The sequence below is a fragment of the Flavobacterium jejuense genome (assembly GCF_006491595.2).
GTDB lineage: Bacteria > Bacteroidota > Bacteroidia > Flavobacteriales > Flavobacteriaceae > Flavobacterium > Flavobacterium jejuense.
Genome location: NZ_VEVQ02000006.1, coordinates 157,970 through 181,691, shown reverse-complemented (window position 1 = coordinate 181,691; position 23,722 = coordinate 157,970). Strand labels below are relative to the sequence as shown.

The window sequence follows — 23,722 nt, the reverse complement described above, 5'->3', positions numbered from 1 at the left end:
GAAAAGTAGGCGATTCGAAGCACTAAACTATCGGTTAAGAATAAAGCTTGATACGAGCTAAAAACCTTGTTTTGATGACTCTCCCGCCTATTTTATATATATATTGTTGTGTGCTGTTTTTTATTCAATTGGACAATCGTAAAAACCATTTTTTATTTTTAGTTCCATACTTCTTTCAATTTTTCTTTGTTGTCGTTTATATTTTCGTCCGTGTTTTCCGCCCATAAGTGGTTCATACATATTACTGTTTAAATCAACTTTATAACATTCCTTTTTGGTAATTAAAATTTCGACTGTTTTAATACCAAATCCTGAAACAATTAATGTATCACCTTTTTTTGCTTCAATTTCAAATTTACCATCTTGGTCAGTATATGTTTTCCTTTCTGTCGCTTTTACTTCAATCACTGCACCAACAATAGGAACTTTAGTTTTTGTATATTCTGCGTTGTCCAAAATAAATCCTCTAATTTTTTTTGTGCTTTTTTCTGAAATTACATTTTTCACTTCTTTGTAATTCAATGTTATTGGATTTCTAACATCGTGAATACTTCTACTTAAACTATCTATTTTGCAGTCAGTAATGTTTCGCTCAATATAATAGAATTTGTGTTTTTCTGCTTTTATATGTATTCCTTCTCGTTTCTCTATTTCACGAATTTCTTTTATAAATTCCCAATCAGGCGTTATTAAAATGAATTTGTTTTGTTCAGGTAAAAATATTCTGCTATCACAGAATAATTTTGCTGATACATTTCTGTCAGAACTCATTAAAACAACAGGTGTTTTTTTAGTTTCAATAGCGATATCAATAAATAAGGCGTTATCATTTTTTATTATGTTTTCAGTCTTAATTATATAGACTTCATTAAAAAGCGTGTCTTTAATAGTTTGACAATGAACATTAAATAATGTCATTGAAGATGAAATTAATATAAATATATTTTTCATCTTTCTTTAAGTTTTCTGTCGCTCTAAAATAGCACACAACTTGTGTATATGTCTCATAAAATCATACAAAGCCAACCTGTTTTAGGGAGATATGTCTGACAAATACCACATTTATTAATTTTCAAATATATTAAATAATTCATTATAAATCATTAGATATTCTTTCCATCTGAAAACGTTTTATGTCTTAAAAATTAAAAATCCCTTAAACGAAAAAATCATCTTAGGGATTAGAATTTAAATACCATATTGGTATTAGCTCACTTTATGCTACAAAAACTATAATTACAGGTAAACAAAAAAGGTCTTGGAATTATATTGCTTGAATATACATTGGTATAATAATCCGAAGTATTGATCTCTATGAAGTCTTCAGTTTTATCTACTTTTTTGTACTATAATTGAAATTACATTGTTAAGCATTTACGCTTCATTAATGGTGTCTTCCGAAGTTGGAATGGGTCTATACATTTCTTTTAGATGTCTTTTAAGTTGAAAAAAACGAGTAATTCCAATGAAAAGAACAATCATAGAAAGTGTTAGAGAAAAATAGCCTAACCACTTAATTTCTTCTAAATCTTGCATCCCTAAAAAGGCAATTCCACCAAGTATGAGATAAAGAGACGTTCTGATATAAGACAAAAATGTCCTTTCATTAGCTAGTTTTGTACGCTCCATCGACAAATGATCTCGTAGAATGATGTTTTCTTTTTTTTCATAGTCATTTGTAAATTTGATTAATTTTTTAATTCTATTTTTCATTTGTCATTTCAATTTTTAAGTGATTCATTTTATCAAGTTCCTACTTAATAAATTTAAAATAATGAAGCCTATTTTCTAACTCCTTTTACCTTGAATTGAAAAATATTCATTCTTTAGGACATTCAAATATAAAAAAATCCCCGAAAGGATTTTTCAACATACTACTGTATAAAATTCAAAAGATTTACATTGAGAAATATTTAAAAGGGACATATAACATTCCAAAACATTCTCCATGTTCTTTTCCTAAATGTTTGTGGTGTATTTTGTGTGCTTTTCTTAAACCTACTAAATATTTGTTCTTGGTGTTTTTAAACCATTTAAAACGTTGGTGAATTAACACATCATGAATTAAAAAATAGGCCATTCCATAAAACAATATTCCTAAACCTATAAAAAACAGGTAATTTAATTCTGGATTTATTCCAAAATAGAATAGAGCAATACTTGGCACAGCAAAAATGACAAAAAAGGCATCGTTTTTTTCAAAAATCCCTTGATATTTAGGTTGGTGATGATCTTCATGTAAATACCATAAAAATCCATGCATGACAAATTTATGAGTCAACCACGTAACTCCTTCCATAACTAAAAAAGTTCCTATAGTAACTAAAATATATAATAGAATAGACATTATGCGATAATATTTAATTGATAACGAACGTAAGATTTTCCCAAAATTACTAATTTTAAAGGATTTGACACACTAATGCGTTTGCTTAAAAATTCTTCTGGTTGCGTTTTATTAATCTTTTTCATTAAACTTTTATAGTAACGATATGCTGTGTAGACTCCAAATTTAGCTTCAGCTGGTAATCTTAAAACTCCTTTAAAAGCGGCTTCAAAATCAGCGTTAATTTCTGCAACTATTTGTTCTTTATTGGCATTCGTTAACGAAGAAAAATTAATCCCTGGAAAATAAACACGACCTAATGTTTCATAATCGTGTTGCAAGTCTCTTAAAAAATTCACTTTTTGAAAGGCTGAACCTAATTTCATGGCACTTTCCTTTAGTTCATTATATTTTGTATCATCTCCTTTTACAAACACTTTCAAACACATTAGCCCAACTACATCAGCAGAACCATAAATATATGCTTCGTATTCTTCAATGGAATTGTATTCCTTTTTAGTTAAATCCATTCGCATGCTTTTCATAAAGGGAGCTACCAAATCATGTAATCCATATTCATGAACTACACGTTGAAAGGCATTTAAAACTGGATTTAAACTTATTTTTCGTTCTAATGCTTTTTCATATTCAGCTTGAAATTCATCTAACAAAACTTCTTGCTCATAACCATCAAAAGTATCAACTATTTCATCAGCACAACGCACAAAACCATAAATGGCATAAATTTCATCTTGAATTTCTGGAGCTAACATTTTAATGGCCAAGGAAAAAGAAGTACTGTACTTCTTTGTTATTATTTTACTGCATTCAATAGATGCTTGGTCGAATAATGCTTTCATATGGTTAAATTTTGTTTGTTTTAAAATAGAAAACTCCTTATTATTGATTTTGTTTTTAAAAAAAATGTAGCAATTTCATATTGAAAATTCCTTTATAATTTTTTCACTTACAATTTTCCCTGAAATGAGAGAAGGAGGAACACCTGGTCCAGGAACGGTTAACTGTCCTGTAAAAAATAAATTTCGAACTTTTCTACTTTTTATTTTGGGTCTTAAGAATGCCGTTTGTGTTAAAATATTAGCAAGCCCATAAGCATTTCCTTTATAGGAATTATAGTCTTTAACAAAATCATTCACACAATACGATTCCACAAATATAATGTTTTGTTTTAGAGATTGTTGAGTCGATTTTTCCAATCTTTCTATAAGAATATCAAAATATTTTTTTCTAATGATTTCTGTATCTTCTAAACCTGGAGCAATTGGTATTAAAAAAGTAGCCGCTTCTTTCCCTTCAGGAGCAAAAAATGAATCCGTTTTAGAAGGAAAACTAGCATAATACAAAGGTTCTTTAGGCCATTCTTTTGTATCGTATATTTCTCTTGCATGAGGCTCAAATGGTGTGTCAAAAAACAACGTGTGATGGGATACATTTTCTAGTTTTTTATCAAAACCAACATAAAACAGTAAGGAAGAAGGTGCAAATATTTTTTTGTCCCAATATTTTTCCGAATACATTCTATGCTGTTCATCTAATAATTGTTCAGAGTGATGATAATCAGCTCCACTAACTACTATATCTGCATATTCAATTTTACCATTAACCGTAACTCCAACTGTTTTTTTATTTTCAACTAAAATTTTTGAAATTGTAGCATTAGTTATAATTTCTACACCTAGTTCTATTGCTAAGTCTTTCATAGCTTCTACAACTGAAAACATTCCTTTTTTGGGATGCCAAGTTCCCAATCCAAAATCGGCAAAATTCATAAAACTATAAAAAGAAGGAGTATCGGATGGTTTTGCTCCCAAAAACAAAACTGGAAACTCTAAAATCTTAACCAACTTTGGATTTTTAAATCTTTTCCTAACTTCTTGGCTTATAGTAGAAAAAAACTGTCCTACTCTAGCAATTGTTTCTGTTGTTACTAATTCTAATGGAGAATCTCCTGGTTTATAAACCATTTTATCAACAGCAATGGCATAATTATCTTGTGCTTCTTTAATAAAAGAACGTAATTTCTTTTCACTTCCCTTTTCAATTTTCTCAAAAGTAGCTGCTATATCGTCTAAGTTATCAGAAATAGTAACTTTTTCATTCCCTTCAAAATAAACATCATATGCTGGTGATAATTTTTCCAGATCATAATAATCAGCAACTTTTTTACCAAAATCGCCAAAAAACTTTTCAAAAACACCAGGCATCCAATACCATGTTGGTCCAATATCAAAATGGAAGCCCTCTTTCGAAAGCCTTCTTGCCCTACCTCCTACAGATGCATTCTTTTCAAAAACTGTAACTTTATTTCCTGCTTTCGCTAAATAACAAGCGGCTGACAAGGATGCAAATCCAGAACCAATGACAATAATTTTTTTATCCATTATTAATATTTATATAAATATAGTAAATAATTTGTGCTCTATTTTTTATAGACTTAGCACTAAACTTTGAATACCTGAGTAAAAAGTTATCCCTTCATACTTATTAGCCACATGTTCAATTTGTTTTCCTAAAACATAAAACTTATTTGTAGTATTTTCCAAAAGGGTTTCTTGAAATTCATTCAAATAGGCATCAACATCATCTGCTAAAGGCTGAACAGTAAAGTATGATATAAAATGAACTTCATCAAAATAAGTTTTCATATCCTCTAAGTCTTTCATAGGAACACTTTCTCCTAAATATAATGTATTGTATCCTTTATTAAGAAGAAGGTAATTAACAAAAACCAATCCTAATTCATGAATTTCATGCATTGGTAAATACAATACAAAAACTTTTTTCCTACAATAATTATTTTTTTGATGAGTTTGTTCTATAGCAGAATATAATTTTTGTTTAATTAAAGAACTTATAAAGTGTTCATGAATAGGCTTTAAAGTAGAAGTTTGCCAAAGCATTCCTATTTCATCTAGTAATGGAATAAAAACTTCATAAAAAATTTCTTCAAAAGACTTTATTTCTATTAACTTATCATAAGTTTCATGAAATAATTTTGTATCGAAATTGAACATCGCGTATTTAAGCGATGATATTGCTAAAGAAGAACTGTTTTTATCCGAATATATCTGTTTCACTAAACTATTCATATCTTCATCGGACAAAGAGGAAATTTTTGAGATTTTATATCCAAAATTATTCAGAAAAGTGATATTAAGTAGCTTCAATAAATCTTCTGAATCATACGATCTTATATTATTTTCATTCCTATCAGGAGAAAAGATAGAATAGCGTTTTTCCCATATTCTTATAGTATGAGCCTTAATTCCTGAAAGGTTTTCAAGGTCTTTTACACTAAATGAGGTCTTAATATTGTTCATCGTTTTTTAAAATTCGTTAAACAAATATAAAACTATTTTTTGACTTATGGTTTAGTTGTATCTATAAATTTAACAAAATCACCATTAAAAACATTCAAATCAACCATTCCAATAACTCCTTCAACCTTCGCTTTTTCAGTAAATTGCCACAGTAACCATTCTTTTTCTGGCTTTTTTTTCCAAATATTATAATTGGCTATCCAAAAAGGGTAATCTGAAAATTCTCTTTTTAAAAAATCGTTGTAATAACTTTCACCAGAATAGATGATAGGTTTTATTTTGTAGTGTTGTTCAACTCTAGTGAGCCATCTTTTTAGGCCAACTTTCAAACTATCTAAGGATTGCGATTTAGGTAATTTTTCAATATCCAAAACAGGAGGAAAATCACCTTTAGTTAAACGAACTGTTTTTATAAAGTTATCAGCTTGAAGAATAGAGTTTTCATTAGGTCTGTAATAATGATAAGCTCCTCTAATGATGTCGTTTTTTTTAGCTTCTTTCCAGTTGTAATTAAATTTAGAATCTATTTTATCCTTTCCTGCTGTAGCACGAATAAAAACAAATGACAATACAAAAGTGTCTTCTATTTTACCTAATTTATCCCATTCTATTTCACCTTGATATTCCGAAACATCTAACCCAAAAAGACAATCTTTATGTTCACTCAGTACTTCATATATCCTAATATCAGCAATTTTTCGATCTTCTTTTGATAATTCATCAACGTTTTTATTTGTTTTAAAACCAAGATAATACAAAACTCCATCCTTAAATTGATAAACCCCAAAACCAAGAGTAACAAGAATCAAGAAAAAAAAAGAATAAAAAACTATCTTTCCAAAAGATCCTCCTTTTTTCTTTTTGATTCTCTTTTTTTGAGTAACATAATTCTTTTTTGAAGACACTTTGATATTATTTTTTTTGAAATGTATTTAAGACTAAAGAAATGGCTATATAACTAAGTATAATTAAAGGAATAGCAACAAAACTCAGTAAAAGAATTAAAACGATTGCAAAAATTAAAAATAAGATTTGAAGTTTAGCTTCTTTCCACGTGAACTGCTTAAACTTCAATGAAAATAAAGGAATTTCTGCATTTAAGAGATAACAACTCAAAAGTGTAATAACTAATAACAAATAAGGATTATTTAATGCATCTGTTAACCACTGATAATTATCTACATATTGTATCATGGGAATACTCATGATAAATAAAGTATTGGCTGGAGTAGGTAAACCAATAAACGAATTAGTTTGTCTTGTATCAATATTAAAATTAGCCAAACGATAACAAGAAGCTAAAGGTATCAAAAGACCTAAATAGGGTACTATTCCCATATAATAAGTTTCTTCTGTAAGCATGTAGTCAGGTTGATTTTGTTGAATAGTTTCAAATAACTTAAACAACAACATACCAGGTACAACTCCACTGGTAACCATATCTGCTAAAGAATCTAACTGCAACCCTAAATCACTTTGCACATTTAATTTTCTAGCTAAAAACCCATCCCAAAAATCAAAAAAGATACCTAAACATACCAATAAAAAAGCATGATCATAATACCCATTAAAAATGGAAATTAAAGCGATTAAGCCACTTAATAAGTTCAAAAGTGTTAAAGTATTAGGTATTGCTTTTTTAATATTCATAATATAATTCTTAAAATGCCCTTTTATTGTTTTCTAATCCTGATGGTATTAAAAATCCTTTTATTGCCTGAAATACATGGAGTTGATTAGCACTTATTATCTAGCAATAAAAGATTGTAACGAACAGCAGGAATAAGATTTAAAAAGAGCCTATGGTTTGGTTTCAACTAATTTTAGAACAAATGTAATACAATAAGTTAATACATTTAGAGTTTACTAATTAAGAATTTTATCTCATCTTTGTAAAAAATTTAATTAGCCTTGAAAAAGAACTTATTAATTGTTTTGTTTTTTTATATGTTAACCACAAGCAGTCAAACTTTTAGAAAATATTCTAATGAGTTTTTAAGTATTGGGGTTGATGCAGCTGCTCTTGGCATGAGTAATGCTGTTACAGCTCATACTGGTGATGTGAATTCTGGCTATTGGAATCCAGCAGGATTAATAAAACTGGAAGACAAACAGATGGCATTAATGCATGCTAATTACTTTGCAAATATAGCACAATATGACTATGCTGGTTTTGCAATGCCAATAGATGACAGAAGTGCTGTAGGAATTTCACTAATTCGTTTTGGAGTAGATGACATCTTAAATACTACACAACTAATCGATAGTCAAGGAAATATTGATTACAATAGAATTTCTTTATTTTCCACTGCAGATTATGGTTTAACAGTCTCGTATGCTCGAAGTTTACCAATAGATGGCATTAATTATGGAGTGAATGCTAAAGTGATACATAGAATTATTGGAGATTTTGCCAGTTCGTGGGGTTTTGGTTTTGATATAGGTATCCAATATGAAAGTGAGAGTGAATGGTTAATAGGATTAATGTTGAGAGACATTACAACCACTTATAATACTTGGTCAATTAATCAGGAAGAATATGAAAAAATTAAAGATGCAGTACCTGGTGAAAATCAAGAACTCCCAGAAACTAGTGAAGCTACACTTCCTAAAGCACAACTAGGTGTAGCCAAAAAATATATATTTAGATATGATTATAGCTTAACTGCTGCTGCTAATTTAAATATGCAGTTTACAAGAACAAATGATATTGTTTCAAGTGACATAGTAAGTATTGATCCTGCGGTTGGTTTTGAATTTGGCTACATAGACTTGGTTTTCCTTAGAGCTGGTGTGGGTAATTTTCAGAAAATTACTCAAATTGACAATTCAAATAAACTTAGTTTCCAACCTAACATTGGTTTAGGTTTTAAATACAAAGGTATTCAAGTAGATTATGCTTTAACGGATTTGGGTGATCAAAGTGCTGCTTTATATTCTAATATTTTTTCTTTAAAAGTAGATTTTGAGATTTTTAGATAAGCAAGAGAATAAAAGAAATAGATTAAAAAAATGATGCAAAAACTACTTCCCTTTTTTTTTATAGTACTCTCTTTTATTGGTTACAGCCAAAACATTCAATTATCAGAAGAAGCTGAAGTGAGCATTCTAACTTGTGGAACTGGTAATGAATCTTATTCTCTATACGGACATACTGCAATACGAATTAAAGACAATCAAAACAATTTAGATATCGTTTACAATTATGGAACTTTTGACTTTGAAACTCCTAATTTCATTTTAAAATTTGTAAAAGGTGATTTGCAGTACTTCATGTCGGTTAGTAAGTATCCAAACTTTGAATATGGCTACCAATATGAAAATCGTTCTATTTACCAACAAAAACTTTCGCTGTCAAGAGCACAACAACAACAACTCTTTGAGTCCTTAAACAGTGATTTAAATAGTAACAAACGATTTTACACCTACAAATTTATTGATAGGAATTGTACCAATATGGTAGTAGACAAAATCAATACTATTCTAGGAGAAACAATTATAAAAACAGAAGAACCTGTTGAAATTACCTATAGAGAAATATTATTTCCTTATTCTAAACAACACTTTTTTGAACAATTGGGTATCAATATCATTTTTGGAACCAAAGTAGATCAAAAAGCTACACGTTTATTCTTACCTTTTGAATTATTAGAGGTTTTAAAAAGTACGCCACTAAATAAGAAACAACTAGTTTCTGAAACCAAAACCCTTTTCGAAGCGAGACCAGCCGCTTTTGAACCTTCAATTTTTAATAGTATCTATTCAATTATACTTGTTCTTGCATTAATTCTCTTAGCCAATAAAAAGTGGTTAAATATAATTTATTTTATCGGTATAGGCTTTGTAGGTATATTTTTGTGTCTTGTAGGTTTTTATTCCTTTCATGAAGAAATCATGTGGAATTACAATGCCTTATTATTTAACCCACTATATCTAATTTTCCTATTTTATTACTTTAAGAATGATTCAAAAAAAATAATACTATGGAGCAAAATCATTCTTGCAATACTCTTAGGATACTTAGTATATATCCTAAATAAGATTCATTTATATCTTATGCTTCCATTTATTATGGCTCATTTTATTTTCTTAAGTAAACTCATACTACAAAACAAAAAAAATACAACTCAAAACCAATAGTTCACAACCAACTATTGCCCTCTTGCAAATAGTATAGTACTTAAAGTCTTCATGACAATATTTATATCTAAGAAAAAACTTCTATGTTTAATATAGTACAAATCATAGCGTAATTTCATTAAACTGTCTTCAAGAGTTGCTCCATAAGGATAATTAACTTGAGCCCAACCTGTTAAACCTGGTTTAATTACATGTCGGGTTTGATAAAGAGGTATATTCTTAGCTATTTCATCTACAAAAATTGGACGTTCTGGTCTTGGCCCAATAATCCCCATTTCACCTTTTAAAACATTTATGAATTGAGGTACCTCATCTAATCTTACTTTTCGTAAAAATTTACCGAAAATAGTTACTCTTGTATCGTTAACTTTAGCAAAAACAGCTCCTTGTTGTTCTGCATTTACAACCATAGTTCGTAATTTATAAATCTGAAAAGGAATGCCATTTTTACCTACTCTCTCTTGTGTATAGAGCAAAGGCCCTTTATTCCAAAAAATATTCAGTAAATAAACTATTGGTATAATAACCAATAAACCTACTAATCCTAGTACAGATAAGAAAATATCAAAAAAGCGAATATAAAAAACATACAATGCATTTTGATTACTTCTACTAAACGGAAAAAACTTATAAAGCTCTTTATCTTCATAATGAATAGGAAGTCTGTTGGTGCTGTATTCATACACATCTGAATATTGTCTTATAACGACTCCTCTTTCTAGAAGTCGTAAAAGTTGAGCGTATAAATCAACCGATATCGCTTTACTATTACCATTAGTCACAACAATTTCAGAGATATAATCTTTTAAAAAAACAGATTCTAAATCTTTAACTATAATTTGTTTTAAATTTGTTTCAATTTTTTTTTCGTCTGTTGGTATATAACCTATTACTTGATAATGCGGATTAACTTTTGTTAATTCTTCAACTAAAGATTCTATTTTCTTACTACTTCCTACAAATACTACTTTCTTAACAAATCGATTGGCTGCTAAAAAATAGATATAAAAATTCCTCCATAACAATAAAGCTACTAAAACGGCAAAGAAAAACAATAGAATTTGCAATCTATTTGAAGGTAATACTGGTGTATAAAAGGGTGTTAAAAGGTACAAAAGTGTAGTGACCGAAGCTGTTAAAATAGTACTTCTTAAAATTAAGAATCTATTATTAGCAACTTGTAAATTATACATTTCAAAAATAGTTCCTACACTATTTATATATAAAGCTAAAACTATAGTCCAGTAATAATTAGTAGTTGTAATTTGAAAATAAGTAAAATCAAAATACTTCCCTATAAAAAAAAGAAGTAACAGCACGGAAAAAACGTCAAAAACTCTGAGTAAAATTTTCCGTTCTGATATTTCAAAATGTATCTTCTTTGAGCTCGTCATAATTTGGGAAATTATTCAGTTGCAAATTAAACAATTTTCTATTGCAATAAAGAATTCCATTGCCTTTTTATTACTTTCCAATCCATTTTTTCAACCAATTCTCTGGCATGCTGAGTCATTAAAATAGTTTCAGAGGTATTTAAAATAATTTTCTTAATAGCAACACACATTTCTTCTACATTAGCATCGTTTACTAACAAAGCGTTTTTGGAATCAGTTAGTAAATAAGGTAAGCCACCTACATTGGTAGAAACGACTGGCAATCCCAGAGCCATAGCTTCCATAACACTTATTGGAGTATTATCAAAATGAGTTGTATTAATAAAAACATCATGTTCTGATGCCAATTGCCACCATGTTTCTTTAGAAAGTTGTCCCGTAAAAGTAACTTTCACTCCTAAATCATCCGCTTTTTTTTGAGTTTCAAATAAGCTACCATCTTTATCAGGTCCAACCATAGTTAAAGAAGCGTTGGGATATTCTTTTTGCAATTCAAACAGAACTTGAACAGCCATCTCTGGATTATAAATACTAGCAAAAGCCCTTACCCAGAGTAATTTCGGCTGGAAGTCTTTTCTTACTTTAAGTGTATATTTTTCAATTTCAATAGTATTTGGAATATAAATCACATTAGTAAAACTCTCTTTTTCAAACTCACTTTTTAAGTAATTTGAAGGAGCTACATTTTTATAAGCATTTTTAAAAACAAGTTGACTTAAAAAAGGATTCTTTTGTAACCGATTGGGTAAATTTCCGCCATGAAGTATAGGTATATATTTAATTGCAAACATTCTTGCTAATTGGCTTGTAAAAAAAGCATACCAAAAAGCTTTTGTACTATAAGTATCAATAAGAACATAATCAATTTTTCTTGATAATTTGATAAGTGTAAAAATCATATCAAGAATCCTAAAGAAAAAAGATTTCTTATCAGAAACTGAATAAACCTTATAACCTTCTTCTTCAAAAGAGGTTTCTAGAGTCTCTACCGTGGTTTTATTAAAACCATGTTTAGAAAGTTTATTTCCTATGTACAATAGGCTCTTCATCAAAAGAAAAATTTAACAACGTTAAAGCATAAATAAAGGCAGGAGCAGCAATTCGCATAGCTGCGTGATTAATGGTTAAAAACCAAAAAATGAAAAATGAAAATAAAAAAATGTATTTCTTATTAGATATATAATTAACAAATGGGACAATTAAAAGTATCATTAAGTTTATAATTCCTAAAAAACCATGCTCAGCTAACATTCTTGTAATTTCATTATGAGATGCTCCAACAATACCTAATAGATCTTTCCTATATTCTTTGTTCATACCTACTCCAACTCCCATTATAGGATTATCATAAAACAACTGCAATTCAGTCACTGCTAATTCTTCTCTCCCAGAGAACTTAGATACTTTCTCTCTACCAAGTGAATCTTCCCCTTTATATCGATTTAAAATTAAACCTCCTGTTTGAGAAATACTATAAATAAAAACACCTATACCTAATACTATCATAATAGATGCAATAGCACCTATTTTAAATTTAGCTTTAATATTAGCAAATAGGTATATAAAAAAAACTAAGATGAGTATCATTGCAATACCCGTGTAAACACCACCTCTAGAAAATGTAATAATTCCGCGATAAGAAAAAATAAATAATAAAAAAATATGCAGAATGATTAGTGAAATTTTTTTTGAAAAAAATAACAATCGTACAAATATAATAAACATTCCTAATCCTAAAACCGTTGACACTTGATTGGGGCCAAAACCTCCTGAAGTTGCCGAATTAGAATCAGTACCAGTAACTACTTCTCGAACTGTTGGATTATATAAAAAAATATATACAACCATTGCTAAGAGAGGATACAACATCCATCTGGTTAATTTTTCTATGTCTGAAAAAGTAATTTTTTTATCCATTAAATATAAGCAAGAAATACCTAAACAAATTGGTCCCAATAAATTGAAAACCAATGCTTTTCTAATACTTGTATCAAAACTTAATTGTATAATTCCATAAAAAGCGCTAGGGAGCAAGAAAACTAAAAAAAACATATAGGGAGCCGCCTTTTTTGAAATTCCTTTATAATAAATTCCTAAAAGCATAAAAAGAATTACTCCATATTTTCCATATTCACTTCCTATATTCCCTTTAGTCATTCGCAAGAAAACCTCAGCACCAACAATATAGGCTGCCCAAAATAAAGCTTCATTGTTATTATTCTTATTTTTAACTATAAAAAAACAGCCCAAAAGAATAATCAGAGCAGCATAACCAACAGATAAAAATCGGAATGAATAAAAAAAAACTCCTATAAATAAATGAAGAAGAAAAAATAAGATATAATATGTTCCTTTAGTTTTTTTTGTTTCCAAAATAAAATACTTCTATTTTTTTAAAGAATCAAAGATTCCAATATTCAACTTATGAAGATAATTTGTAAAAGTAAACTTTTTTGCAAGAGGAAAAAGTCTTGTAGCTTTTTCTTTTAACATATCAGGTGATATTTCCAAAACACTTTTAATTATTTCAGAATAGCTTTCGCGATTCAAATCACATAAGAAACCATTTGTTTCATCTATATAATGCGATATACTTCCCACATCTGAAACGATAGGTATTACTCCATAACATGCTGCTTCTGCAATCACTTTTGGGAAACCTTCGGAAGCAGATGGTAGTAAAAAAAAATCTGCTTTTTGTAAAATAGCATGAACCTCTATTTTACTTAAAAACCCATGAAAAAATATTTTATCTTTTAAAAACGCAAGTTCTTTTTTATACTTTATATTTTCAATACCATCCCCAACCAAATGCACTTTTTCAATTTTATGAATGGGAATTTGTCTTAATGCATTTACAATATGATGCATTCCTTTAGATTCATCTAAGCGGCCCACAAAACAAAACACAAAAGGTCTATTATAGTTTTTGTTTTCCGTATATATTTTACTTTTTTCAATATCCTCATCAGTTAAACAAGGATTTTCAAAAGAATAACAATGAGATGGTTGATCAGGCCAAAATCCATTTATAGTCACTTTACATTTCGTATAATTCTTAACAAGAAACCATTTTTGAAGCCTATAGCTTAAAGGTCCTTTTTTTTGGTTCCAATTACCTGCATATTTAACCCAAAAAACAAACTTTCTAGACCAAACAAAGGCAAACAAAGGCAACAAGAACAATCCCATACTAGTAGGCAAACGTAGTTGAACTTCTGTAGCTCCTTGTATCGCTTTATGTACTTGTTTTATTATTAAAGGTATTTTAGTAAGTATTAAAAACTTACTTTTTATAGTTTTACCTCCATAAGGAGGAATAGGAACAAAATTTATATTTGATTTAGTATAAGGCAAAGAATTTTTTGGAGCAAAGCTTTCATAAAAACAAGCAACATGAACTACTTCTACCCAATAGTCAGCTAAAAAATTAATTTCACTTACTGTTGAACCCAATCCTATTACAAGACCTTCAACTGACTTATAATGTTCCGTATGTGAAATAACAACTAATTTCTTCTTTTTCATTTAATCAATAATTTCAAAATACTTTTTGATAATAATATCCCATGTAAACTCTTTTGACCATTTTGTAGCATTTAAAGAGTAATCTCCATAATTTTCTACAATATCTTTCAAAGATGCTACTATTTCAACTTGACTTTTAGGATTTACTAATTTACCTGAATAATTATTTTTTATAGCATCTGCTATTCCACTATGCATTGATCCAATTGCTGGAACTCCACAAGCATTAGCTTCTAGAACTGCTATTCCAAATCCTTCTACATCTCCATTGTTTAAAACATTACTAAGCATAAAAAAAACATCTGATTGAATAAGCAATTCATTTAATTCTTCATTATTAATCGTTCCATAAAAAGTAACATTATCTCTTACATTTAATTGTGTTGCTAGTTTTTCAAATTTATCTTTTTCTGTTGGGATTCCTACAATGTGATAATGAATGTTAGGAAAAATCATTTTTATTTGAGGTAATGCAGCAATTACATTATTTTGACCTTTTCTAAATGTAACATTCCCTACGGTTATAATATTTAAGTAACCTAATTCCATTAAACTTTTCTTAACTATTTTTTTAGCTACTATTGGTAAAAAACCATTATTAATGACTTTTACTTCAATTGACTTTTTCTCTAAAATTAATTCTTTTGTAAAGTTAGAAACTGCAATTACATGGGTAAAACGAGACAAGCACCATGACGTATATTTTTTGGCAATAGTTCCTCCAGCATTAATTTCTGAACCATGAACTATAGCAATATATTTATGCTTTGAGCTAATCATTTTCATTATACCTCCAATCCAAAGCGAAAATTTACCCGACAAAATAAAAGTTTTTGTTTCTAACGAACACAACTCAATAAAAGCATAATAAATTCTAGTAAAATAAATAAACAATCTTAGTTTATATTTTAATATTCTTTTTACCTCAAAAGTTAATTTACTATCAAAATCCAATTCATATTTAGCATTATCACCTCTTATATCAGTAATTACTTTTACATCTCTATTATTTTTATTCATTTCTAATGCTAAAGAAAAAGCATGATTACCAATGCCCCCAGGAAAAGGAGGGAATTCAGATGAAATAATTACATTTTTCCTCTTTTTCATAACAACTCTGAAGGTACTACAAATGAAATATTCTGATTAGAGTCTGTTAGTTGATTTATAAAATTTAAAAAATTACTTTTTGACTCTTTTTTGTTTTCTAAACTAAACATAAAGGGATGAGCACTTACTGTATAAGTTTCATAATTAGTTGACAAAATATGTGATATAACTGACTCATCAAAACCAGTATAATGATTCTCTAAAATTAAAAAGCCATTTTGCTTAAAAACTCTCCCAGTCCTATTTTTTTTTATTAATCCAAATTTCATGAAAATATTTTTATAAGAAACCCTTATCCATTTATATCCATTACTTTTTAAGAGGTGTATTAATTTTTGATTATCGCCCATCTTGAAAAAAGGCCAAATCCCTATATCTCCTAAACTAAAAGCACCTCGTCTTATCCAAGTCATAGGCCTGTTATGGGGAGGAACAAAACCTACAACTTCCTGCTTATTAGAGATTGCTTTTTCAAGTGCTTGTTTACTTCTCTTTAGACTTTTATTAATTTGATTCTCTTTAAATAGTGGTATCCATTCGTGTTTCCAGCTATGAGAAGCAATTTCATGACCCTTTTCAGCAATTTTATTTATAAAATCTGGAAAATTAAAAGGATACATTCCTATCTCAGCAGAAAACCCTGTAATAGCAAAACAACATTTTATATTTTTTTGCTCTAAATAGTCAATAAGCCATTTAACATTTTGAATTTCTTTCTCTATATTTTCAAAATTAAAATTATAAGGATAGCTTGAATTTATTTGACCAATTGGCCCATCAAAATCCCAAATTAAAATTATTTTTTTCATCTTTCTTAAATATTTTCATCTGAATCATGCAAGGTGTAATAAAACTTTTTATCCTTTACAAACTCTTTAATTCCATCTACTTTAGTATAAAGTATAATTTTAGTTGTGGTACTGAAACGAATAAAACCTAAAAAAGGGAGCAAAGAATTTATGGTAGGATTCATACATACAAATTTAATTCTTTGAATATGCAATCCCTTGTATTTTGAATATAAAAAAGAAATCATTTTTAAAAAATCTTTTACATTAGTGACTTTAAAATCTGTTAAATAATAAACTTTATTAACAAAATATCCAGAAAAAAAATTAAAATCATTTTTCTTGTAACAATCAATACCTTGATAATAGGTTTTAAATTCATTAAAACGCCAATCATAAAAAGAGGTATCGTATACGCAATATAGTTCATTAGTACTAGATATATCATTTATCCTAGCATACTCAATAGTATTTATCACTTTATAATCTGACTTCTTAAACAGATAAAATAAAAGCAAAAATGGATTTGGAATTATATTTAAAAAACGATTATTAATCCCTTTTAATTTAAAAGCTTCTCCTACTAAAAAAGGAAACACAAACTTTCTAGGTCCGAATAAGGAAAGATATCCTTTCTTAATCATAGATTTTTCAGCTGCAGGACTTGGATCACTACCTAACGTAACAACCTTATTTTTATGTGCAAATTCATATAATTTTTCAGCAACACCTTTTCCTCTATAATTTTCATCAACCATTAGATCACAAGCCCATTGAGAATCATATATTTTCCCTGCAATATTCACTTGACATGGAATTAATCCAAATTGCCCTACCACTTTTTCACCATCAAAAGCTAAAATAAAAGAAGACAATATTTTATCAGGAACTCCTCTAAACTTCCAATAAATATATTCTGGTTCGAACCTCCTTCTTTTTGTCCAATATCTTTTAGCAAACACTACTTGAGCCGCTTCAAATTCTTTTGAATAATATTTAATTTCAATCATTACAACTTTTGTTAAGCATTGCACTAGCTAAATTCCAAGATTTTATAATCTGCCATCCTACTAAAGGAATAAAAAAAGGTAACAATAAAAAAGAAATAAGTTTTAAAATTTTACTCTTTTTTAATTGGTAAGGAACTAAAGAAGGTAATATCGAATGTAAAACATATAAAACACTTAATTTAGCACCAAAATACTTTCTTGAAAGGTACAAAACACTAGGAACTGGTCGAGGTCCAAAAAGTTTTTTAGGTCGCCATCCATCCCAACTTCCCATTTGTCGTAAACCTCCTTGACTTACTTTTAAATGAATCCGTTTGGCTTTATAATTCGATATGTTTTTATAGCCTTTTAAATAACATCTTAAACCATATTCTCCGTCACCCATGCGTTGTTTTTCAAATTGTAAATCAAATAGGCCTATTGTATTAAAAATTTCTTTTTTCAACAATACATTTCCTGTATCTAATTGATCGCTCCATCTAAAATAACTATAATGCTTAGGTACTTCTGCTCCAACTGTACTGATAGACACTCCAGAAGATAAGTCAGCTTTATAGAAATCCAAACATTTTAAATGTTCATAAATCCAATCTTTCTCTACTAATGAATCATCATCATATAATAAAATATAATCTCCTTTTGCCGCTTGAATCGCTTCATTTCTAGCCTTCCAAAGGGCTTTCTCTTCTTGAAACCAATACTTTAAATTTAAATTCCAGTTATCATAAAATTCTGGTTTATAATTATCGGTTTGATCTACAACAAGTACTTCAAAATTTTTGTAAGTCTGTTTTTCTAAATCTTTTAAAACATCTTTTAGATATTTATATCTGTTTAAGGTGGGAATTACAACAGAAATAAAAGGCTCTGAAGCCACTAAAGAACTTTCAAAACCTTCGTATGCTGAATTGTTTAAAATGTTTTTGGAATAATCCACTCGTTTTACAGTACTAGTTTTTAAAAAGCCCATGATTTCTTTAAAGGGATTATGAAAGGAAAACAATCGAATAAGCAAAACATATAGTACCCAAGCTTTGTGAAAATTCTTTCTTAAAAATCGAAATTCATCTTCTGTTGGGAATTTATTTTTTTTCCAAATAGCTACACCATTCTTATCTACATCCGAAATAAAACCCGATTGAAAAGCTTCCCAACTTAAATCATGAACTTGGGCAATTTCACTTTTATATGCCTTGTCTTTTTCAAGATAAAGTCCAGTCTGTTTTAGTTGGTCTTCCGTTGGAAAATAACAAAAATCTTTTTGGGACTTTAAGTTAAAATACCAAATTGGTTTTAAATATTTTAAATAGTTAAAGATCATTTGAAATCATTTCTAATATTCCTTCTACAGAAAGCGTTTCTTTCCATAATTCTCTATTACTTATTTGCAAATGTACAAATTCATTAGTGGATAAAGCAGCATGAAAATCAGCTACTCTTTGAGCAATATTTTTCCTGTCTTTCCATTCTACCCAAACGACATGATTCTTCCAATTAATTTTATCCTCAAAAGGCAACAAACAGTCAGTATTCACAAAAATAGGAATTTTACCCAACATTAATGTTTCATAAAAACGAACAGAAAAATTTCCAGCTCCTCTCAAACATAAAACATAGTCAGATTCTAAAATATTGTTATAATACTCTAATGTCGTTGCTGTTCTTTGTTTTTCTGTAAAGGCTCCTCCTCTATAGTTCTCTCTGTAAATAAAATTGGTTTTCACCTTAACTGACTTTTCAAAATAAGTAAGTAACTTAGCCCTTTCATAAGCTGAGGCAAAAATTGGTTCATAAACTTTATTCAACGGATTTTTCTTAAAACGCTTTCCGTTTTCCAATAAACATTTTACAATTTCTTTAGCTCTTTTTGATAAAGAAAATGTAGCATGGCCACAAAATCCAATTGTAGGCATCTGTTTTTTTTCTGATGGTGTTATGGTTTCTTTTAAAAATAAACGTTGAAAATGATCCGATAAACCTACTATAAACCCTTTGTTTTTCTCTGATAATTGAGACTTAAAACCTCCTTGTCTGTAATAAATAATATTTGAAAAGTCGGGCAGTTCAATTCCAAAATCACCACCAATAAAACCATAGGCTTTAATTCCTCTTTCTTTGCATACTCTATTAATGTCTTCTAATAAATATCTTTTATTGGAAGTAAAATAAAAAGGAATAGAAAAAGGAATTAAAACAATATCTGCACTATTGATATCTAATTCATATTGAAAATTTTTAGGCAATAAATTTTGCTTTTCAAATTCATCAGAATCTAAGCACCAGTTACTTTCTTTGTAAAAAGGTCTTGTCAACATAAAAAGACTTTTTTTATGTTGAATTGGAATATTTTTATGGGCAATATATATATTCAATTGTATTACTTAGTATAAAAATCCATAAATTGATTTATTTGCTTTTCAAATGTAAAATTAGATTTTATTCTTTCTACTGCTTTTTCTATTAAAAATTCTTTTACATCTCTATTTAAATTAAAAACAGCTTCTATTTTATTGGCTAAAGCTTCTGGATTTCTTTTAGGAACAACAAAACCTGTTTTTTTATCTAAAACATTTTCAATCAAACCATCAGCATCACTTACTATACAAACTTTACCCATAGCTTGTGCTTCTAAAACAGCATTACAAAACCCTTCTTGATGACTATATTGAATATAATAAGATGTTTTTAACAATTCCTGCTTTACCTCATCCTGTTCTAATTTACCTAAAAAATGAACCTTATTATTTAATTCCAATTGATGCACTAAAAATTGTAATCTTTCTTTTTCCGCACCATCACCAATAATTTTATATTGAAAATCAAACCCTCTTTTATTCAGAATTGAAAATGCTTCAAGTATGTAATCCAAGCCTTTGATCCAATGCAACCGAGCTACAGTTAAAAAAGTAGGCATATTCTCAAAACTATTTTCATTAAAGAACAGATTGGTATCAATAGCAGGTGTAATTTTAATTATATTTTCTTCAGGAATTAATTGATTCATTAAATCACTTTTCATTCCCTCAGAAAGAACATGATACTTTACTTTTTTTGAAAACAATATTTTATAACAACCCACATTCTTTAAGGGATAGACATAATGATCAAAACCTCTAAAACTAACACCCATTTTTGCTCCTATAGCTTCAGCCACATTCTCTCTATTAATAGCCATTGTACCAAATCCAAAGTGCAACCAATCTAGCTTTTGGGTTAAAATATGACTATTTATAACTATACTCTTAATTCTTTTAGCAAAAGACAAATTATCTTTTTTATCTAATAAATAAAGTTTTCTAGTACTAGCATAACCCAAAAAAAGGGCTTTTAAAAAACAGTGTAAGCTGATAAAACTATTTTTCAGTTTATTCTTTGAAAACTTAGGAGATGAAACGACATTACAGTGCAATGAAGTTTTACTAGAAAAATGGTTTACAAACAGCACTACCTCAAGGCCATTAGCTTGCAGACCTTTAATTTTACTAGTAAAAAAAGTTTCTGAATATGCCGGAACAGAAGGAAGCACTAAACCTATTTTCATGATAGTTCCTTGTTTAAAACGATATCATAAAACGAATTAAAATCGCTAATCATTTTTTTATTAGAATGTTGTTTCTCTACAGTTAGTCTTGCTTTTTTAGTCATTTCATTATAATCAGCTAAAGTTAATTTCCTAACTTCTAAAATAGTATCTGCTATTGCTCTAGCACTTCTTACAGGAACAACATATCCATTTTCTCCATCTTTTACTACCTCTTGCATTCCACCACAATCTGTAGAAATTACTAAAGTTCCAAGGGCCATTGCTTCTAAAACTACATTAGCAATTCCCTCTTCTAAACTAGGCAATAATAAAATATCTGCATTCTGAATTTTATCTACTATTTGATTAAAAGGGATACTTTTACAAAAAGTAACAACTGTTTCTAAATCCAATTGATTTCTTTGAAAAAGCAACTCTTCATCATTTCCTAATCCAACAATAGTATAATGAAAATCAACCCCTTCTTGTTTTAAATAAGAAAAAGCATCTAAAGCATAAGCATACCCTTTTACCCAATGGGAACGTCCAATGGACAGTATTTTAAGTTCCGAATTAATCTTTGTTTTGGGTTTAAAAATCAACTTTTCTACATCTAATCCACTATAAATTACAGTAGCATTTTTTAGATTAGCCTCATAAATGCTTGCTTCATCAATAATGGCTTTAGAAACACCATGAAAACCATCCACTTTAAGAAAATTAGCTTGATATTTTTGTTTTAAGGCCGCATCACCAATTGGACTAATAGATATATGAGTTCCTCTTAAACTTAAAACAAACTTAATTCCGAACTCTTTAACCCAAAGCCAGTCTTCAACTCCCTTTGCCCATTGCAAATGAAAAATATCTGGTTTATGATACAAAACTGGATAATATTTTAACTTTTTTATTTGCTTATCTCCTTTTTGCGAAGTAATAATCTGATCTAATTTATGCTTTTCTTTTGGCTTAAAAAAGGAAAGTAAAACTGCATATTTAAGTAAAACGACCACCTTACTAAACCTATTAGAATAAGTAACTAATTGAACATTTTTTGCATAGCTAATTTTCTTTTTTTGCTTTCCGAAAAGATAAATTGTACTACCTGTTGAACACAAACCAACTATCAAGCGCTCAATAAAAGTAGTCGATGGTATTTCACCTGAATAAATAGCTATCGTTTTACTTTTCATAGTCATTTTGCTTCGTGAATAAGGATAGTGTTAACAACATACTAACAGCATGAGAATAATAAACTGCCTCTTTTTGATTGAAATCTAAATAAAAACCTTTCAATAACTCTTCATTAATTAATTCTTTGAAACAATCATTTTCAAACAACCATTTCTCTAGTTCTTTCTCATTTTCTTTACCTAAAAACTGAAGTTCCCAGTTCCTTTGAATGAATTTTTTATTTGAAACAACACGTTTTAATTTATCAAATACGCGATATGGAAAATTATAGGGAAATTTATTATATTTATAATGATACAAATTAAATGGTCTATGATCTTGCCAAGTTATTTTAGCCAAAGCTGGCATTCTTAATTTTAAATATTCAATTTGAATTTGTCTACCTGCTAAATATTTTTCAGGAATAGTACAAATAAATTCGCACATTCTATTATCATAATAAGGCAGGGAAATAGGTTTAACAGATTCAAAGACGGATAAATTAGTACTGGTCCATCTCGGTGCCCAATATAAACTTTTAAAAGCCCTTATTTGTGCATTAGCGTTAGAAGTAATATTAATTTCTCCGAGTAAAACTCTTATTCTATTCTTTAAATAATCCTCAAATTCCCCTTCTAAACTCCATGATTTCCACAGATTATTTGCTAATTCTAAACCTCCTTTTTTAACTACTTTTTTAAGTAGAATTGTAACTTGTTCTTCATTGGATAAATCATCAGCCACTTGCATATCATCAAACAAAACATCACCCCAATGGCCTAAACTAAAAACATCGCCCATAGTAGCATATTTGTCAATAAAAGCCATTTGTCTAGGATGAGTAAATTCAGAATAACATTGATTAATTTTAGCTAAATCTTCAATTGCATCCCATAAATAACCTGCTGTAACTTGCCATTTTTGAAAGGAAAAATTACAAGCTTTAGCGATTTTTTCACTATAATGTGTTTCGTTGTGTCCGTTTTGAAACTCATAGCTATAAGAATTTACTTTATTGCCTAAATGATATAATGCAGCTGCTTGTGTTCGACTATCCAAACCTCCAGAAAGTGGCAAAATGACTGTTTTATCTAGAACTTGTTCTTTGATTATAGTTTCAAAAAGTGTAGCGAATTCTTGGACTATTTGTTCGAGTGGTCTTTCTACGGGAGAATAATGCCATTTGAAATAAGCATCTTCGGTAACTATTCTATTTTCTTCAATGGAATAAGAAGTAGCTGGTTTTAAAACTTTTTGCTCTTTATAATAAGTATCATCTTCTAAAAAAAAACCAGTAGCCGCAAAAACACAAATAGCTTCATAGTGAAGTTTTTTTCTCTCTCCAAGAAAGAGTAACTTATTTGGAATAATTGGTGTTTTCAAATTCAT

General features: G+C 28.8%; 22 protein-coding genes. 2 read left to right on the top strand and 20 right to left on the bottom strand.

The genetic code is table 11. From position 1 onward, the window contains the following. Window positions 1-120: 120 nt before the first annotated feature. From FIA58_RS10940 to FIA58_RS10905, 8 genes are all read right to left on the bottom strand, one after another. Window positions 121-951, bottom strand: coding sequence for a carboxypeptidase-like regulatory domain-containing protein (locus FIA58_RS10940; protein WP_140962517.1), 831 nt, complete (start codon window positions 949-951; stop codon window positions 121-123). Window positions 952-1,374: 423 nt separating this feature from the next. Continuing rightward, window positions 1,375-1,713, bottom strand: coding sequence for a DUF202 domain-containing protein (locus tag FIA58_RS10935; RefSeq protein ID WP_140962516.1), 339 nt, complete (start codon window positions 1,711-1,713; stop codon window positions 1,375-1,377). A 184-nt stretch (window positions 1,714-1,897) separates the two neighbouring features. Beyond that, window positions 1,898-2,347: a sterol desaturase family protein gene (locus FIA58_RS10930; RefSeq protein WP_140962515.1), complete on the bottom strand. Its 450-nt coding sequence runs from the start codon at window positions 2,345-2,347 to the stop codon at window positions 1,898-1,900. After that, entirely contained in the window at window positions 2,347-3,186 is an 840-nt protein-coding gene (locus FIA58_RS10925; RefSeq protein WP_140962514.1) for a phytoene/squalene synthase family protein, read from the bottom strand. The genes FIA58_RS10930 and FIA58_RS10925 overlap by 1 nt, the downstream gene beginning before the upstream one ends. 75 nt (window positions 3,187-3,261) lie before the next feature. After that, on the bottom strand, window positions 3,262-4,728 hold the full coding sequence (locus FIA58_RS10920; RefSeq protein WP_140962513.1) for a phytoene desaturase family protein: 1,467 nt from the start codon (window positions 4,726-4,728) through the stop codon (window positions 3,262-3,264). A gap of 45 nt (window positions 4,729-4,773) precedes the next feature. Then, entirely contained in the window at window positions 4,774-5,667 is an 894-nt protein-coding gene (locus tag FIA58_RS10915; RefSeq protein WP_140962512.1) for a MerR family transcriptional regulator, read from the bottom strand. A 44-nt stretch (window positions 5,668-5,711) separates the two neighbouring features. After that, window positions 5,712-6,572, bottom strand: a complete 861-nt coding sequence (locus tag FIA58_RS10910; protein WP_165928904.1) for a glycoside hydrolase family 25 protein — start codon at window positions 6,570-6,572, stop codon at window positions 5,712-5,714. 7 nt (window positions 6,573-6,579) lie between these two features. Beyond that, complete coding sequence (locus FIA58_RS10905) at window positions 6,580-7,317, bottom strand: CDP-alcohol phosphatidyltransferase family protein (protein ID WP_208022795.1); 738 nt, start codon at window positions 7,315-7,317, stop codon at window positions 6,580-6,582. Window positions 7,318-7,578: 261 nt separating this feature from the next. Here FIA58_RS10905 and FIA58_RS10900 point away from each other — a divergent pair, with 261 nt between their 5' ends. Together FIA58_RS10900 and FIA58_RS10895 are read left to right on the top strand one after the other, a co-directional pair. Next, window positions 7,579-8,649, top strand: coding sequence for a putative type IX sorting system protein PorV2 (locus FIA58_RS10900; protein ID WP_449404291.1), 1,071 nt, complete (start codon window positions 7,579-7,581; stop codon window positions 8,647-8,649). Between the two features lie 30 nt (window positions 8,650-8,679). Next, on the top strand, window positions 8,680-9,807 hold the full coding sequence (locus FIA58_RS10895) for a lipoprotein N-acyltransferase Lnb domain-containing protein (RefSeq protein WP_140962511.1): 1,128 nt from the start codon (window positions 8,680-8,682) through the stop codon (window positions 9,805-9,807). Between the two features lie 11 nt (window positions 9,808-9,818). Here FIA58_RS10895 and FIA58_RS10890 read toward each other — a convergent pair whose 3' ends face one another. From FIA58_RS10890 to FIA58_RS10835, 12 genes are all read right to left on the bottom strand, one after another. After that, window positions 9,819-11,201, bottom strand: a complete 1,383-nt coding sequence (locus FIA58_RS10890; protein ID WP_140962510.1) for an exopolysaccharide biosynthesis polyprenyl glycosylphosphotransferase — start codon at window positions 11,199-11,201, stop codon at window positions 9,819-9,821. Between the two features lie 38 nt (window positions 11,202-11,239). Next, window positions 11,240-12,250 carry a glycosyltransferase family 4 protein gene (locus FIA58_RS10885; protein ID WP_140962509.1) on the bottom strand — a complete coding sequence of 337 codons (1,011 nt, stop codon included), beginning with the start codon at window positions 12,248-12,250 and terminating at the stop codon, window positions 11,240-11,242. Further along, window positions 12,222-13,574: an O-antigen ligase family protein gene (locus FIA58_RS10880; RefSeq protein ID WP_140962508.1), complete on the bottom strand. Its 1,353-nt coding sequence runs from the start codon at window positions 13,572-13,574 to the stop codon at window positions 12,222-12,224. Before FIA58_RS10880 ends, FIA58_RS10885 begins: the two co-directional genes overlap by 29 nt. A 12-nt stretch (window positions 13,575-13,586) precedes the next feature. After that, window positions 13,587-14,729: a glycosyltransferase gene (locus FIA58_RS10875; protein WP_140962507.1), complete on the bottom strand. Its 1,143-nt coding sequence runs from the start codon at window positions 14,727-14,729 to the stop codon at window positions 13,587-13,589. Beyond that, on the bottom strand, window positions 14,730-15,839 hold the full coding sequence (locus FIA58_RS10870) for a glycosyltransferase family 4 protein (RefSeq protein ID WP_140962506.1): 1,110 nt from the start codon (window positions 15,837-15,839) through the stop codon (window positions 14,730-14,732). Beyond that, the gene (locus FIA58_RS10865) at window positions 15,836-16,648 is read right to left on the bottom strand and encodes a polysaccharide deacetylase family protein (RefSeq protein ID WP_140962505.1); all 813 of its coding nucleotides are present in this window, start codon (window positions 16,646-16,648) and stop codon (window positions 15,836-15,838) included. The genes FIA58_RS10870 and FIA58_RS10865 overlap by 4 nt, the downstream gene beginning before the upstream one ends. A 5-nt stretch (window positions 16,649-16,653) precedes the next feature. Then, a complete protein-coding gene (locus FIA58_RS10860) occupies window positions 16,654-17,637 on the bottom strand; it encodes a GNAT family N-acetyltransferase (RefSeq protein WP_140962504.1) in 984 nt (327 codons plus the stop codon). Further along, window positions 17,630-18,958, bottom strand: a complete 1,329-nt coding sequence (locus FIA58_RS10855) for a glycosyltransferase family 2 protein (RefSeq protein WP_140962503.1) — start codon at window positions 18,956-18,958, stop codon at window positions 17,630-17,632. Before FIA58_RS10855 ends, FIA58_RS10860 begins: the two co-directional genes overlap by 8 nt. Then, the gene (locus FIA58_RS10850) at window positions 18,948-19,952 is read right to left on the bottom strand and encodes an exostosin domain-containing protein (RefSeq protein WP_140962502.1); all 1,005 of its coding nucleotides are present in this window, start codon (window positions 19,950-19,952) and stop codon (window positions 18,948-18,950) included. Before FIA58_RS10850 ends, FIA58_RS10855 begins: the two co-directional genes overlap by 11 nt. 62 nt (window positions 19,953-20,014) lie before the next feature. After that, entirely contained in the window at window positions 20,015-21,178 is a 1,164-nt protein-coding gene (locus FIA58_RS10845) for a glycosyltransferase (protein ID WP_140962501.1), read from the bottom strand. Beyond that, the gene (locus tag FIA58_RS10840) at window positions 21,175-22,353 is read right to left on the bottom strand and encodes a glycosyltransferase family 4 protein (protein ID WP_165928903.1); all 1,179 of its coding nucleotides are present in this window, start codon (window positions 22,351-22,353) and stop codon (window positions 21,175-21,177) included. The genes FIA58_RS10845 and FIA58_RS10840 overlap by 4 nt, the downstream gene beginning before the upstream one ends. Next, window positions 22,343-23,722, bottom strand: coding sequence for an asparagine synthase-related protein (locus FIA58_RS10835; protein ID WP_140962499.1), 1,380 nt, complete (start codon window positions 23,720-23,722; stop codon window positions 22,343-22,345). Before FIA58_RS10835 ends, FIA58_RS10840 begins: the two co-directional genes overlap by 11 nt.

Excerpts from the sequence above, each read along its gene's own strand:
- FIA58_RS10940 (WP_140962517.1), bottom strand. The coding sequence starts at position 951 with ATGAAAAATATATTTATATTAATTTCATCTTCAATGACATTATTTAAT.
- FIA58_RS10935 (WP_140962516.1), bottom strand. The coding sequence starts at position 1,713 with ATGAAAAATAGAATTAAAAAATTAATCAAATTTACAAATGACTATGAA.
- FIA58_RS10930 (WP_140962515.1), bottom strand. The coding sequence starts at position 2,347 with ATGTCTATTCTATTATATATTTTAGTTACTATAGGAACTTTTTTAGTT.
- FIA58_RS10925 (WP_140962514.1), bottom strand. The coding sequence starts at position 3,186 with ATGAAAGCATTATTCGACCAAGCATCTATTGAATGCAGTAAAATAATA.
- FIA58_RS10920 (WP_140962513.1), bottom strand. The coding sequence starts at position 4,728 with ATGGATAAAAAAATTATTGTCATTGGTTCTGGATTTGCATCCTTGTCA.
- FIA58_RS10915 (WP_140962512.1), bottom strand. The coding sequence starts at position 5,667 with ATGAACAATATTAAGACCTCATTTAGTGTAAAAGACCTTGAAAACCTT.
- FIA58_RS10905 (WP_208022795.1), bottom strand. The coding sequence starts at position 7,317 with ATGAATATTAAAAAAGCAATACCTAATACTTTAACACTTTTGAACTTA.
- FIA58_RS10895 (WP_140962511.1), top strand. The coding sequence starts at position 8,680 with ATGATGCAAAAACTACTTCCCTTTTTTTTTATAGTACTCTCTTTTATT.
- FIA58_RS10890 (WP_140962510.1), bottom strand. The coding sequence starts at position 11,201 with ATGACGAGCTCAAAGAAGATACATTTTGAAATATCAGAACGGAAAATT.
- FIA58_RS10885 (WP_140962509.1), bottom strand. The coding sequence starts at position 12,250 with ATGAAGAGCCTATTGTACATAGGAAATAAACTTTCTAAACATGGTTTT.
- FIA58_RS10875 (WP_140962507.1), bottom strand. The coding sequence starts at position 14,729 with ATGAAAAAGAAGAAATTAGTTGTTATTTCACATACGGAACATTATAAG.
- FIA58_RS10870 (WP_140962506.1), bottom strand. The coding sequence starts at position 15,839 with ATGAAAAAGAGGAAAAATGTAATTATTTCATCTGAATTCCCTCCTTTT.
- FIA58_RS10865 (WP_140962505.1), bottom strand. The coding sequence starts at position 16,648 with ATGAAAAAAATAATTTTAATTTGGGATTTTGATGGGCCAATTGGTCAA.
- FIA58_RS10860 (WP_140962504.1), bottom strand. The coding sequence starts at position 17,637 with ATGATTGAAATTAAATATTATTCAAAAGAATTTGAAGCGGCTCAAGTA.
- FIA58_RS10855 (WP_140962503.1), bottom strand. The coding sequence starts at position 18,958 with ATGATCTTTAACTATTTAAAATATTTAAAACCAATTTGGTATTTTAAC.
- FIA58_RS10850 (WP_140962502.1), bottom strand. The coding sequence starts at position 19,952 with ATGTTGACAAGACCTTTTTACAAAGAAAGTAACTGGTGCTTAGATTCT.
- FIA58_RS10845 (WP_140962501.1), bottom strand. The coding sequence starts at position 21,178 with ATGAAAATAGGTTTAGTGCTTCCTTCTGTTCCGGCATATTCAGAAACT.
- FIA58_RS10840 (WP_165928903.1), bottom strand. The coding sequence starts at position 22,353 with ATGAAAAGTAAAACGATAGCTATTTATTCAGGTGAAATACCATCGACT.
- FIA58_RS10835 (WP_140962499.1), bottom strand. The coding sequence starts at position 23,722 with ATGAATTTGAAAACACCAATTATTCCAAATAAGTTACTCTTTCTTGGA.